The following is a 14,105-nucleotide window of genomic DNA, read 5'->3' as shown; positions in this document are numbered from 1 at the left end:
TCCTCCTTTGTTCAATAGCTTCAAGCATGTGCATTCGTCGTCAAAGTCGAAAAGGAAAAATCATGGCCAAAGGGCTTGAATACGAACATAAGAGATTGTTAATCAGGCGGCCATCGGTTTTGCGGGACCCTTCCATGCGTTAAGAGCGGATTTCCGCACGTCACTTGCGTTGAGGGTGCCGACCAAGCTTCGCATCTGGCATGGTCCCGTGGACCAGGAGGCCTCCATGAGACCTCCTATCGGAATGCTATCTGATCGCCAAAGAAATCAGACTGAAAGGTAAGACAAAATGTCGGCAGCAACATCACTCGAGCCCGAAGCGCTCGATCCGGTCCCACTGCCTTGCGTGGATGTATTTGACGTACTGGTCGAGCTCGAGGAGGCGCTATCTGCGACGGAGCTGCCTGCCTGCTCGGCCTTTGTCAATGCGTCAACCTGTGCCGAAGTCATCGCGGCAAGCTGGCCGGGAGTGAAGGCTTCGGCCTGGGATGCGCTCAATCCAGTCAGGGCGCTGGTGCTCAAACCCGATATCGCGCTCGAATTCAGGCTGATGATCTGTTCGGCGGAAAACGCCGCAAGATCGTCTGCGCTCAGCGCGGCAGCCTGCATGACGCTTAGGGCACCGACCTGCGATGTCGATAGCGCTCCGATTTGCGCAGCGCTCATTGCCGCCACCTGGCCGTAGCTCAGCGAAGCCACTTGGCTTGTCGACAAAGCGGCAATGTCGTCGGCGGATAGGGAGGCGACAACAATCGTGGATAGGCCCCTAATCGCGGACGGGCTGATCGCGGCGAGTTCCTCGGTCGAAAACGTATCCAGATCCTCGGTGGTCAACCCCGCAAGCCCGGCAGAGCTCAGTGCCGCGATCTGGCTGGTGGAGAGCGCTTCGATCTGTTCCTGGCTAAGAACCCTGACTTGGTCGCTGCTCAATCCGGCGACGCCAGCCGTACCCAAGGCTGCAATCTCATCGGGCGAAAGCGCTGCGATGAAGTCCGTGGACAATCCCTTTATCGCGCCTGAACCAAGCACGGCGAGTTCTTCCGGCGAGAGCGTTTCCAGCATGTCCGGGGTGAAGCCCTTGAGCCCATCCGAACTCAATGAGGCTATCTGGCTGGTGGAGAGTGCTTCGACCTGCTCGATGCTCAAGGCGTGGGCCTGCGCACTGCTGAGACCTGCAATGGCCTTCGGGTTCAGAGAGGCTATCTGCGCCGGTGAAAGCGAGGCGATGTCATCCGTGCTCAGGGCCGCGACCTCTCTCGAGGTGAGAGCGCCGATCTGGGCATTGGTCAGGGCATCGACTTGATCGGCACTGAGGGCAGCGATCTGAGCGGTCGTCAGTCCCGAAATTGCCGCCGTGCCGAGTGCTGCGATCTGGGCCGCCGTCAGCGAACCGATTGTCGCCGTCGACAAGCCCTGGATCGCATTGGAACTGATCGCGGCTATCTCGCTGGGAGTGAAGGTATCCAGATCGTCGGTGCCGAGAGCCGCAAGCTGTTTCGAATTGAGCGCGCCGACCTGGGCACTGGTCAGGGCTTCGACCTGACCAATGCTCAGCGCCGCGATCTGATCGGTGGTCAGGCCCGCTATGCCCGCCGTGCCGAGTGACGCTACCTGCTCCGGCGATAGCGAGGCGATTTCGCCCGTGCTCATCGCCGCAATTTGTTTTGATGTGAGGGCACCGATCTGGGCATTGGTCAGTGCGTCCACCTGATCGGTGCTGAGCGCAGCGATCTGATCGGTGGTAAGCCCCGATATGCCCGCTGTGCCGAGGGCTGCGATCTGGGCAGCCGACAGCGAAGCGATCGTCGCCGTCGTCAGGCCCTGGATCGCATTCGAGCTTATCGCCGCTATCTCGCTGGGGGTGAAGGTATCCAAATCATCGGTGCCCAAAGCCGCAATCTGTTTCGAACTGAGGGCGCCGACCTGGGCACTGGTCAGGGCCTCGACCTGATCGATGTTAAGTGTGGCGATCTGATCGGTGGTCAGACCGGATATGCCTGCGGTGCCGAGCGCCGCTACCTGCTCCGGCGACAGCGAAGCAATGTCGTTCGTGCTGAGGGCTGCAATTTGTTTCGAGCTCAGCACGCCGACCTGGGCGCTAGTCAGGGCATCCACCTGGGTGGTGCTGAGCGCAGCGATCTGATCGGTCGTCAGCCCGGATATGGCCGCTGTGCCAAGAGCTGCGACCTGGGCCGCCGTCAGCGAGCCGATTGTCGTCGTGGACAGGCCCTGGACCGCGCTAGAACTGATTGCAGCCATTTCGGCGGGGGTGAAGGTATCCAGATTGCCGGGGCCGAGGGCTGCAATCTGCTTCGAGTTGAGGGCGCCGACCTGAGCGCTGGTCAGCGCTTCGACCTGATCGATGTTGAGGGCGGCGATCTGATCGGTGGTTATGCCAGATATGCCCGCGGTGCCGAGAGAGGCTATCTGGTCCGTCGAAAGCGAGGCGATGTCGCCTATGCTCATGGCTGCGATCTGTTTCGAGCTGAGGGCACCGATCTGGGCGCTAGTCAGGGCATCCACTTGGTCGGTGCTGAGGACCGCGATCTGATCGGTCGTCAGGCTCGATATTGCCGCTGAGCCAAGGGCTGCGATCTGGGCAGGCGCCAGCGACCTGATCGTTGCCGTCGACAGGCCTTGAACCGCGCTAGAACTGATCGCGGCCATTTCGGCGGGGGTAAAGGTATCCAGATCCTGCGCACTGAGGGCTGCAATTTGCTTCGAGCTGAGCGCGCCGACCTGGGCGCTGGTCAGCGCTTCGACCTGATCGATACTGAGGACTGCAATTTGATCGGTGGTCAGGCCTGATATGCCGGCCGTGCCCAGAGAAGCTATTTGGCTTGCCGAAAGCGAGGCGATGTCGCCTGTGCTCATGGCTGCGATCTGTTTCGATGTAAGGGCGCCGACCTGGACATTGGTCAGGGCATCCACCTGATCGGCGCTGAGGGCGGCGATCTGTTTGGTGCTCAGTCCCCTGACGCCTGCCGTGCTCAGCGCTGCGATCTGAGCTGCAGTCAAGGACGCTATGGTGTCTGTCGACAAGCCCTGGATCGCACTTGCGCTGATCGCAGCAATGTCCTTGGTCGTGAAGGTTGCTATATCGTCCGGCTCCAGAACTGAAAGCTGGGTGGAACTGAGAGTGCCGACCTGCGCACTGGTCAAGGCCTCGACCTGTAGGGCGCTGAGGGCTGCGATCTGCTTCGTGCTCAGCGCGCTAATGTCTGCCGTACTCAGCGCGGCGATCTGAGCCGCTGACAGGGACGCGACCGTGTCTGTCGACAAGCCGGAGATGGCATTCGAACTGATCGCGGCAATGTCTTTTGTCGAGAACGTTGCGATATCGGCCGTGCTGAGGGCCGCAATCTGTTTCGAGCTGAGCGCGCCGACCTGGGTATTCGTTAAGGCCTCCACCTGGGCGGTGCTCATGGCTGCGATCTGCAAGGTGCTCAGCGCGCTGATGGCTTGCGTGCTCAGCGCGGCGATCTGGGCCGTCGTCAGCGAGGCTATGGCGTCTGTCGACAATCCCGGAATCGCACTCGAACTGATCGCGGCAATATCCTTGGTCGTGAAGGTTGCTATGTCGTCCGGTCCCAGCACCTTGATCTGCGTGGATTGGAGATTGCCGACCTGGGCAGTCGTCAAGGCTTCGGCTTGACTGGTGCTGAGGGTCGCCAGCTGCTGGGAATTTAATCCAGCGATGCCGGAGGTGCTCAAAGAGGCAATTTGGTTTGTTGAAAGAGCGGTTATGTCGTCTGTGCTCATTGCGGCAACTTGCGTCGAGCTCAGCGCTGCCATCTGCTTGCTGGATAAAGCCGAAATCTGGCCGGTGCTCAGAGCGGCGACCTGACTGGTCGAAAGTCCGGCGACGCCGGAGGTGCTCAATGCGGCAATCTGGGCTGCAGATAGCGATGCCACGTCACCCGTGCTCAGTGCCGCAACCTGCCTCGAGCTAAGCGCGCCGATCTGGGCAGTGGTCAAGGCATTGACCTGCCCCATGCTCAGGTCAGCAATCTGATCGGCGGTCAGGCCAGTAACCCCCGATGCGCTCAACAAGGCAATCTGATCGGTAGACAGGGCTGCAACATCGTCGCCCAAAGCAGCGACTTGTGCCGAACCCAACGCCTTGACCTGCGCGGCCGACAGGAGGCCGACCTGATTGCTATTTAAGGCTTCGATCTGGTCGGTCGTCAGGCTTGCAACGGCGCTGGTGCTCAGGGCGGCGAGCTGATCTTTGTCCAGAGCTGAGATGATATCCGTGTTCAAGCCCGGCATGGCTTTGTTCGTGATCGCCGCGATATCGGCGGTCGAGAATGTCGCTATGTCCTCCCCACTCAGGGCCGCTAGTTGTCCAGAGCTCAACACCTTAACCTGCGACGACGACAGAGCCTCGACTTGATTAGGGCTCAAGGCTTCCATTTGATCGGCCGTCAGGCCGGCAATCGCGCCGGTGCTCAGGGCGGCGATCTGCGCTGTGGTCAACGCAGCGATCGCTTCGTCGCTCAGGCCCGGCATGGCTCCGTTTGTGATCGCCGCGATATCGGCGGTCGAAAACGTTGCTATATCCTCAGGGCTCAGGGCCGCCAATTGTGCCGAACTCAGCACCTTGACCTGCGTCGAGGACAGGGCTTCGACCTGATCGGTGCTCAAGGCGTCGATTTGATCGGCGGTCAGGCCGGCAATCGCGCTGGTGCTCAGGGCAGCAATCCGGGCGGTCGGCAGGGCCTTGATCTGATCGGCGTTCAAGGCCTGGAGTTGCGTCGCCTTAAGCGCATTGAGCTGGGCCGTCGTCAACGCGGCGATCTGATCGGAGGAAAGTGCTGCGACAGTGTCCGTGCTCAAGCCCGGCATGGCTTTACTGTCGATCGCCGCAACATCCGCAGTCGAGAACGTCGCTATGTCCTCACTGCTCAGAGCCGCAAGCTGCGTCGAACTCAGAGACGTCACTTGTGACGGAGACAGGACCTCGATCTGGTCCGTGCTCAAGGCCGCGAGCTGCGTCGTTTTGAGGGCTGCGATCTGAGCCGTCGTCAACGCGGCTATCTGACTGGTGGAAAGCACCGCCATCGCGTCCGTGCTCAAGCCCGGCACGGCCTTGCTGGTGATCGCCGCGATATCGGCGGCGGAGAAGGTCGCTATGTCTTCCGGGCTCAGGGCCGCAAGTTGCGCCGAACTCAGCGACTTCACCTGCGCTGAGGATAGAGCTTCGACCTGGCCGGTGCTCATGGCTGCGATCTGCGTCGTCTTGAGCGAGGCGATCTGAGCCGTCGTCAGTGCAGCGATCTGATCGACGGAGAGCCCAGCGATAATGTCCGTGCGCAGGCCCGACATGGCTACGCCCGTGATCGCCGTGATATCGGCCATGGAAAAGGTGGCTATATCCTCCGCGCTCAAGGCGGCAACTTGCGCCGAACTTAATGATTTCACCTGCGTCGAGGACAGGGCCGCGACCTGAGCGGTGCTCAAGGCTGCGATCTGATTGGTCGTCAGGCTCGCGATCACGCTGGTGCTTAGGGCAGCGATCTGAGCCGTGGTCAGACCCGCGATCGCATCCGTCCCCATGCCCGGCATGGCTTTGTTCGTAATTGCGGCTATATCGGCAGTCGAGAAGGTCGCTATGTCCTCCGCACTCAGGGCGGTGAGCTGCGTCGAACTCAACGATCTCACCTGGGCCGACGAAAGAGCCTTGACCTGATCGGTGCTCAGGGCCTGGAGTTGCGATGTTTTAAGGGCAGCGATCTGAACCGGCGTCAATGCGGCAATCTGATTGTTGGAAAGCGCTGCCATCGCATCAGTGCTCAAGCCCGGCATGGCTTTGCTGCTGATCGCAGCGATATCCGCTGGCGAGAACATTGCTATATCTTCCGGGGTGAGCACCGCAAGTTGCGTCGAACTCAGCAACTTTACTTGCGCCGACGACAGGGCCCCGACCTGATCGGCGCTCAACACGGCGATCTGATCGGTCGTCAGACCTGAAATAGCGGCAGTACCCAAACTAGCAATCTGAGCGGTCGACAGGGCCCCGATCTGATCGGTGCTCAGGACCTGGAGTTGCGTTGCCTTGAGCGCTGCGAGCTGGGCGGTCGTCAATGCCGCAATCTGATTGGGGGGGAGCCTCGCGATGATTTCCGTACTCAGGCCCGGCATAGCTTTGCCTGTGATAGCCGCCATGTCGGCGGCGGAGAAGGTCGCCAGGTCCTCCGTGCTCAGGGCTGCTAGTTGTGCGGAGTTCAGTGCCATGACCTGTGCCGGTGAAAGGGCTTCGACCTGATCGGTGCTCAAGGCCGCGATCTGCGTCGTCTTGAGCGCAACGATCTGAATCGTCGTCAGTGCTGCGATCTGATCGACGGAGAGCCCTGCGATAGCGTCCGCGCTCAAGCCCGGGATGGCTTTGCCCGCGATCGCCGCGATATCGGCGGTGGAGAAAGTCGCTATGTCTTCCGGGCTCATGGCCGCGAGCTGCGTCGAACTGAGCGACATCACCTGTGCTGGCGACAGCGCCCCTACCTGGCCGGCGCTCATGGCGGCGACTTGCGTCGTCTTGAGAACGCTGATCTGAACCGTTGTCAATGCAGCGATCTGATCGACGGAGAGCTCTGCGATAACATGCGTGCTCAGGCCTGGGATGGCCCTGTTCGCGATTGCCGCGATATCGGCGGTGGAGAATGTCGCTAGGTCTTCCGCACTCAAGGCCGCGACCTGCGCCGAACTCAACACCTTGACCTGGTTTGGCGACAGGGCTTCGACCTGATCAGGGCTCAAGGCCGCGATCTGATCGGTCGTTAGGCTTACAATCGCGCTGGTGCTCAGGGCGGCGATCTGATCGGCGGAAAGTGATGCGATAATATCCGTGTTCAAGCCTGGGATGGCTCTGTTGGTGATTGCGGCGATATCGGCAGTCGAGAAGGTCGCCAGGTCCTCCTTACTGAACGCCGAGAGCTGTGCCGAACCCAACACCTTGACCTGTGTTGGCGACAGGACTTCGACCTGATCAGGGCTAAAGGCCGCGATCTGATCGGTCGTCAGGCTTGCAATCGCGCTGGTGCTTAGGGCAGCGATCTGATCTGTGGAGAGCCCCGCGATGATTTCCGTGCTCAAGCCGGGCACGGCTTTGTTCGTGATTGCCGCGATATCCGCGGTCGACAATGCCGCTATGTTTTCCGCACTCAGGGCCGCAAGCTGCGTCGGACCCAGCGACCTCACCTGTGTCGGCGACAAGGCCCTAACCTGATCACGGCTCAAGGCCGCGATCAGGTCGGTGGTCAGGCCGGCAATCGCTCCGGTGCTCAGGGCAGCAATCTGAGCGGTCGACAGGGTCCCGATCTGATCGGTGCTCATGGCCTGGAGTTGCGTTGCTTTGAGAGCGTTGAGCTGTGCCGTCGTCAATGCGGCGATCTGATCGGTGGAAAGCGCCGCGATCGCCGCCGTGCTTAGGCCCGAGACGGATTTGCTGGCGATCGCCGCGATATCGGCAGTCGAGAACGTCGCAATGTCGTCGGCAGTCAGGGCTGCAAGTTGTGTCACTTTGAGAGCGCTGACCTGAGATGAGGTCAAGGCCTCCGCCTGATCCGTCGTTAGCGCATGAACCTGTGTGGTGGTGAGCGCCGAAACCTGGCTCGAACTCAGACCTTCGATGGCGTACTTATCGAGAACGCTCAACTGATCCAGCGTCAAACCAACTATGGCGCCTTGTGAAATGGCGCTTAACTGCCCGGTGTCGAGGACTTTGACATCTTCCGTATCCAAAGCTGCGATTTGAGCTGAAGAAAGCGCTTTGATTTGAGCTGTGGTAAGCGAAGCCACATCGTCGGTTGACCAGGCTGCGACCGCCGCCGTCGAAAGATATCTAATCTGATTGGCGTTCAGCGAAGAAACGATCGAGGTCATGTCCGCAAATCCTAAACGTTAAGTCCAACGTTCCAACAGCCAGCGGATGGCTTGCCTGGCCAAGCTCTGACGGAGCATCGGCCACTCAAGTCCATCCTCTTGAAAACGCTGAGTACGCAAACGGGCTTGCCTGAACCTGTAGTTGATCCCTCACGACTGATCTGGTTGGTGGGCGGTCCGTGATTGCTCTGCGCAAGCGCGAAAATTATCGCTGCACGGCGTGGCGGCTTCAGAAAACACAAGTCTTTAGGCGATCAGGCTTCCGAGGTTTCCTCAACGTCGCGATCGGAGAGACGGATCGAACGTCCGGTGATCGACGATCACCGTATTTGGGTGGTCGCGTTGAAGCTATCGACCGAACGAAGTCAGTGTCGTTTGATTTGGAGAGCGACTAACCCTTGGCTTTTTTACCGGGGCCGGCCTTTTTATTGTATTTCACCAGGATTTCCTTGCCGTCCGAGGACGCCTGTGTTCGCTCGAGATCTTCCCGTTCGGCAACAGCCTGATTCCAATGATCCTGGTCGCGGCCGTTGGGACGGCCTGCTTCTTCCCAAAGAGAATACGCACGTTTTTTAATCCACTCATGTCCTTGCTCGGTCGGCATTATGGTCTCCTTCTCATCAATGGATGGCTTCGGAAATCTTAACTGGATGAATGTAGCGCTCGGGTGGACGCCGGCGCCTTTGTCTCGCGCCCTCGGTCCCCGTCTGAAAACCATCATTTGCGGGGAATGTTCCCAGCCCTCGATAAAATCACAGACGGCGTCGATCCGCGCATTTGAAAAGGTGGCAGAGTTCCCTTGCGGGAAGCATGACAAGCAAAATGGAGACCTCGATCGCGCCAGGCGTGCGGCCGGCGGTACCGGTATCGCTCTGGCGAAAAAGAATGTTGCTCGCCAAGCTCTTGACGCTCAACCGAAGCTTCATAATTATCCATTTAGTTACTAAATGGGCGCCTGGTTTGTGTCTTCGACGGGCATCGCGTCGGCGAACGCCATCTATTCATATTCAGATAGCGGAGGAAGCGAAGGTGGCAGCCGGTGCTCTCAAAACCACACGTATGACCCTGGCATTTTCGACATTGGGATGCGCGGAGCTGGAGCTGGACGAGGTCCTAGTGCTGGCAGCGCACCACGGTGTTGACGCCGTCGAAATTCGCGCGCTCGGCGGCATGATTGATCTGCCGGCCTATTTCGCCGAACGGTTCGGCACGCCGGCCGGTCTTGTTCGTGCCCTTGAGCATTCTCCTGTCGCCGTTTGCGCACTCAATACGTCGATGCGCCTTGTCGGTGCCACGCAGCAAGCAAAAGAAGAGTTTCTGCGCTATCTCCCCTGGGCTGAGGCTGCAGGGATAAAATCGCTGCGCGTCTTCGATGGCGGCAGCACAGGCGATGCCGGCGAACTTTCCGAGGCGCTGTCGACGCTGGAGTGGTGGCGCGAGACTGCTCGCCGCGAAGGTTTTTTATCTGATATCATAGTAGAGACGCACGACTTTCTCGTGCACCCGGACCCGCTCGCCCGCTTCCTGGAAGCGGCGCCGGACTGCGCGCTCCTCTGGGACACCCATCATACATGGCGGAAAGGCGGGCAGGATCCGCTAGAGATCTGGAAGCATCTGCGCCGCAACACGCGGCATCTTCATGTGAAGGATAGTGTCTCAAAGCCGAGCGGAAAACTGCCATACACCTACACTCTCCCCGCCGCTGGCGAATTTCCGATGCCGGCGCTGATCGCTGCATTGGCTGCCGATTGCTTTGCCGGCGTCATGAGTCTCGAATGGGAGCGACTGTGGCATGCGGAGCTGCCGCCGCTCGATCTTGCGCTGCGAGAGGCAAGGCAGACGGGCTGGTTGCCGCTGTCCGGTGCGAAAGCTTATGCCGAATGACGAGGCCGTCATTGTTTCGGAAGAACCTGCACGCCTGCGCCATCCTCAATATAGCGACCATGCGGTTTGCGAAGGTAGATCGTCGGACCCGCTTCGCCGCTAATTGAATTAGTAACTGGAAAAACGCGCTTCAATTGAATGTTAAGAGATACTAGTTTACATATTAGGAATATATTGATTCTGGGTGATTTGTCGCTTTAAGGCGACATATTCTGCTTCGTGAAGGGAAACTCTAGTTACTTTGAGTTAGGGGCCGGGAGATGGAAAAGGCAGGTTTTGGGCACCAGAAGCCACATTCCCAGCCTGCTTGCGTCATTTTCAGACGTCGGATCTACTTTAGGCTTTCCTGTTCGCTGCCGATGGAGGCTTGATGGCCGATAGAGCAAATCGAACTGGAAGAGGGCATAACGCTCTGATGTCAAAGGCAATTGCCAAAGGCGGCCTCAGCTTTGTCGCGCAAGGGATCCACAATGTCGAAAACACCGAAGAAGTTCTCTATGCCGAGGGTCTGGCACGTCTCACGGATGCCGAGGGTGTCGTTCACGCTGCGGGTAGTTTCGTGCCGCGGTTGGGGCGACTGAACGGCCGGTTCGATCTCGATTATCGCATCTTGGACATGGTTCTGTCTGCTTTGGCAGCGGATGCGACACTTATACTTGGCTGCAATCTCTCCGTCGCGAATTTATCCGCGTCGGGTCGATTCACCAATATTTTTGGTCGTCTCACCCGCCAGCCCGCGCTTGCCTCGCGGCTCATTGTCGAAGTTACCGAGAGCTATCCGCTTATCGGCTCTGCGGTCGATCGGTTGAAAATGATTCGCGGACTCGGTTGCCGCGTCGCGATCGATGATTTCGGCACGGACTTTGCGACACCCGCGCAGTTGCTGCAGGTGTCAGCCGACATCGTCAAGATTGATGCGTCTTTCGTCCGCGATATTAGGCCGGGCCGCGATGGCCGCGACAGCCTGTTTCACATGGTCGGTTTTGCATCCTGCATCGCGCCCCTGGTTGTCGTCGAGGGGATCGAGACCGAGACACAACTGGAGGCGGCTCGTTCGAGCGGCGCGACGCATGGGCAGGGCTTCCTGCTGTCCAAGCCGATGGTGCTTCAGAAGGTTCCGCAGAAGGGCAAATTCGGTCTGCAGGAGGTTGGATGAGTATTCGGCTTCCTGTCCAGCGACGTTGCTTGGCAAAACGAACTTGCGGCTTGAAATTGATCGGCGCGGCGCGCGGCTCGCCTGCTCTTGTTCCGGTCTCGATCGCGGAGGTGGCGGCATGATCAAACACCCCTCGTTCTCTCGGGATTATCATTTCTCCGCCGTTTCGAACACGCCGGACGCGCAGGCGCAGGCACGGCTCAGAATGCTGTTCGAGGAGTTGCAGGCCCTATTCTCCGGCGCCGCGGGCGTCGCCAAGGGATTGCCGATCGCTCTCATGAAAGCAGACGAGCCGCGTATCGTCATTTACAACATGTCAGGAAATATCTCCGCACGGGTGACGTTCGATGCCGAAAACGGCCTCTATGTCTTTTCTGAGCTCGACCGTGCCGACGGCATCGTGTTGGCGACGGCGAGCGAAGAGCGGCTGATCGATGAAATTGTCGCGCACGTCTCCGCGGGCGATGACGAGCTTACCCCGCACACGGTGGACACAGCGGTTGGCATTCTCGTCGGCCAGACCATGGAGGATGTCGAGCGCAAGCTCATCCTTCAGACGCTCCGGCAGTGCGACGGCAATCCAACCTATGCCGCCTTCATGCTCGGCATTCCCCTCATCACCCTATGCACCAAACTGGCCACTTATTTTGCAAGGTCCGCAAAGGACTTTGCGGATGCGACTGATCGCGTCGAGCCTATGAAGGAACACCGACAATGAGCCGGCGTCTTGATCCAAGGATGCCGAGAAAGCCGCACTCAAAACCTGTGGAGTTGGAACCAATGCAAGATTCACGAATGGGTTTGCACATGCCGCAATCAAGTGAGGCGGCACATGCCGACCCAAATGAGATTCGGGAAACGATCATGGACGCTTTCAGCAAGAGAAGAGACCAATCTACGCCCCAAGCGCATATTCTGTTCGATGGCTGTGTGAGGATTGTTTCAGCTTATGTCAGCCACAACCCCATTCTTATTGGTAGCCTTCCGAAGCTGATCTCGGATGTGCACGAGGCGTTGCAGGCTTTGGATGCCTCCGCGTTTTCGGTGGAGCGAGCCAAGCCGGTTCCGGCCGTAGATCAGAAAAAATCGGTGACGAACGACTACATCATTTGTCTTGAGGACGGCAAACGCTTCAAGACGCTTAAGCGTCATCTGCGCGTTCACTACGGGATGACGCCCGAAGAATATCGCGAGAAATGGGGGCTTGCTCCCAATTATCCGATGGTTGCGCAGAATTATGCGAACCGCCGTTCGGAACTTGCCAAGCTCTCAGGGCTCGGCGCCAACGGCAATAAGAAGGAAGGCCTTCGCTAGAGCATCGCGCTTTCGAGCGCAATCACGTGTCAGTGGAAAGCTGCAAGGACAGCACAGCGGCGCCTCGAGGGTGCCGCTGTCCATTGTGCGTTATTTTGCCGTCACGACGTGCAAAAACGATCAGAAGACCTGACGGAGGAAGATGAACAGCACGAAGGCAAGCACGATCGAGGCCGGTAGCGTCAAAACCCAGGCCATCAGCATGTTGCGAACAGTCGACCATTGCAGTCCCGAGCCGTTGGCGGCCATGGTCCCGGCGACACCGGAGGACAGGACGTGCGTCGTGGAAACCGGCAAGCCGAGATTGTCGGCCGCACCGATCGTCAGCATGGCAACGACTTCCGCAGCGGCGCCCTGGCCATAGGTGAGGTGCGTCTTGCCGATCTTTTCACCGACGGTGACCACGATGCGCTTCCAGCCGACCATGGTGCCCAGTCCGAGTGCCAGCGCCACGGCAACCTTCACCCATAGCGGGATGAACTTGGTCGCGTGATCCACAGCCCCATGATAGTTTGTCACGGCTTTCAGGTCGTCGCCGTTCATCGGCAGGAGCTTCTGCTTGTCGATCAGCTTCAGCGATTCACCGATCAGATAGATGTCGTTGCGGACGTTGCCGACCAGGTCGCTCGGCAGCTTTTCGACGCTCGGATAGGCGGCGATTTCAGCACTGGTGGAGTGGATATAGGCCTGCAGTGCCGGCGTCGTCGCGTCCGTCCAGGTTTTGCTCTTCACGGCATTGCCGACGACGGTCTTCGGATCGGCCGGTGCGGCAACGCCGGGCTTTACATACTTGCCGAGCACCATCTCGACCTGCACCGAAGCCGTCTTGTAGGCCTCGAGATAGTTGACGTCCGGCGTGCGGTTCAGCGCAAAGGCGGTCGGTACGAGGCCGATGAGAATGAGCATGATCAGACCCATGCCCTTCTGGCCGTCGTTCGAACCGTGGGCAAAGCTGACGCCGGTGCAGGTGAAGATCAGTAGAGCGCGGATCCACAGCGGCGGCGGCGCATTGCCCTTTGGTGCTTCATAAAGCTCCTTGTTGCGGATCAGAACTTTGGAGACCAGCAGCAGCAAGGCTGACAAGGCGAAACCGATGATTGGTGACAGCAGCAGCGACATGCCGACGCTGGTTGCCTGCGACCAGTCGACACCGCTCGTTGCGGAACCGGCGGGCGCGAGAAACTGATTGGCAAGGCCGACGCCGATTATGGACCCGACGAGCGTATGCGAACTAGACGCCGGCAGGCCGAGATACCAGGTGCCGAGGTTCCACACGATGGCGGCGGTCAACAGGGCAAAAACCATGGCGAGGCCGGAGCCGGAGCCGACCTGCAGGATCAGCTCCACGGGCAACAGCGCCAGAATGCCGAAAGCGACAGCGCCAGAGGAGGTCAGCACGCCGAGGAAATTGAAACAGCCGGACCACATGACGGCAAATTCAGCCGGCAGCGAGCGGGTGTAGATAACGGTAGCGACCGCATTGGCAGTATCGTGAAAGCCGTTGACGAATTCGAAACCGAGCGCGATCAACAGCGCCAGTCCGAGCAGGATCCACGGAACCGCGGCGGCGTTGGCAAGATCGTTGTTGAGGGCATAACCGACATAGACAAGGCCGCCAATTACGACGATGCCGAAAATCGGCAGGAACCATTTGGTGGAACCGGTTGCGTCATGAATAGGATGATTGGCGTTGCCGCCTTCCGCATTGCTTGAAACGACGTCAACCATCTCAAACTCTCCTATAGCGAATAATATTTCCCATTTAAGCGCGCTTGATGAAGGCCTCATGACGCATAAAGAGACGCTAATGCGGTCTCTGGTTGCATTGACGCTCAACGCATCGAAGAAAAGGTCTCCCGCCAAAGGG

7 protein-coding genes are annotated in these 14,105 nt (G+C 59.1%); 4 read left to right on the top strand and 3 right to left on the bottom strand.

All coding sequences use genetic code 11. The annotated features are described in order from the left end of the window. Positions 1-267 precede the first annotated feature (267 nt). Entirely contained in the window at positions 268-7,884 is a 7,617-nt protein-coding gene (locus PY650_RS14095) for a beta strand repeat-containing protein (protein ID WP_285879919.1), read from the bottom strand. A 391-nt stretch (positions 7,885-8,275) separates the two neighbouring features. Continuing rightward, positions 8,276-8,488: a DUF2934 domain-containing protein gene (locus PY650_RS14090; RefSeq protein WP_285879918.1), complete on the bottom strand. Its 213-nt coding sequence runs from the start codon at positions 8,486-8,488 to the stop codon at positions 8,276-8,278. 425 nt (positions 8,489-8,913) lie between these two features. Here PY650_RS14090 and PY650_RS14085 point away from each other — a divergent pair, with 425 nt between their 5' ends. The 4 genes from PY650_RS14085 (at position 8,914) to PY650_RS14070 (ending at position 12,238) form a co-directional block, all read left to right on the top strand. Continuing rightward, positions 8,914-9,768 carry a sugar phosphate isomerase/epimerase family protein gene (locus PY650_RS14085; RefSeq protein ID WP_285879917.1) on the top strand — a complete coding sequence of 285 codons (855 nt, stop codon included), beginning with the start codon at positions 8,914-8,916 and terminating at the stop codon, positions 9,766-9,768. A gap of 415 nt (positions 9,769-10,183) precedes the next feature. Beyond that, a complete protein-coding gene (locus tag PY650_RS14080) occupies positions 10,184-10,924 on the top strand; it encodes an EAL domain-containing protein (RefSeq protein WP_285879915.1) in 741 nt (246 codons plus the stop codon). Between the two features lie 118 nt (positions 10,925-11,042). After that, positions 11,043-11,642, top strand: a complete 600-nt coding sequence (locus PY650_RS14075) for a helix-turn-helix domain-containing protein (protein WP_285879914.1) — start codon at positions 11,043-11,045, stop codon at positions 11,640-11,642. 146 nt (positions 11,643-11,788) lie between these two features. Continuing rightward, complete coding sequence (locus PY650_RS14070) at positions 11,789-12,238, top strand: Ros/MucR family transcriptional regulator (protein ID WP_432761530.1); 450 nt, start codon at positions 11,789-11,791, stop codon at positions 12,236-12,238. Between the two features lie 120 nt (positions 12,239-12,358). On the opposite strand, the gene PY650_RS14065 is transcribed toward PY650_RS14070, so the two are convergent. Further along, positions 12,359-13,966: an inorganic phosphate transporter gene (locus PY650_RS14065; protein ID WP_285879913.1), complete on the bottom strand. Its 1,608-nt coding sequence runs from the start codon at positions 13,964-13,966 to the stop codon at positions 12,359-12,361. Positions 13,967-14,105: the final 139 nt, after the last annotated feature.

Origin of the sequence: Martinezella calliandrae (assembly GCF_030272695.1) — a bacterium.
In the GTDB taxonomy this organism is placed as follows: Bacteria; Pseudomonadota; Alphaproteobacteria; order Rhizobiales; family Rhizobiaceae; genus Rhizobium; species Rhizobium calliandrae.
The sequence above is the reverse complement of the archived record's forward strand: the minus strand, read 5'-3'. Positions and strand labels throughout refer to the sequence as shown.

Excerpts from the sequence above, each read along its gene's own strand:
- PY650_RS14095 (WP_285879919.1), bottom strand. The coding sequence starts at position 7,884 with ATGACCTCGATCGTTTCTTCGCTGAACGCCAATCAGATTAGATATCTT.
- PY650_RS14090 (WP_285879918.1), bottom strand. The coding sequence starts at position 8,488 with ATGCCGACCGAGCAAGGACATGAGTGGATTAAAAAACGTGCGTATTCT.
- PY650_RS14080 (WP_285879915.1), top strand. The coding sequence starts at position 10,184 with ATGTCAAAGGCAATTGCCAAAGGCGGCCTCAGCTTTGTCGCGCAAGGG.
- PY650_RS14075 (WP_285879914.1), top strand. The coding sequence starts at position 11,043 with ATGATCAAACACCCCTCGTTCTCTCGGGATTATCATTTCTCCGCCGTT.
- PY650_RS14070 (WP_432761530.1), top strand. The coding sequence starts at position 11,789 with ATGGACGCTTTCAGCAAGAGAAGAGACCAATCTACGCCCCAAGCGCAT.
- PY650_RS14065 (WP_285879913.1), bottom strand. The coding sequence starts at position 13,966 with ATGGTTGACGTCGTTTCAAGCAATGCGGAAGGCGGCAACGCCAATCAT.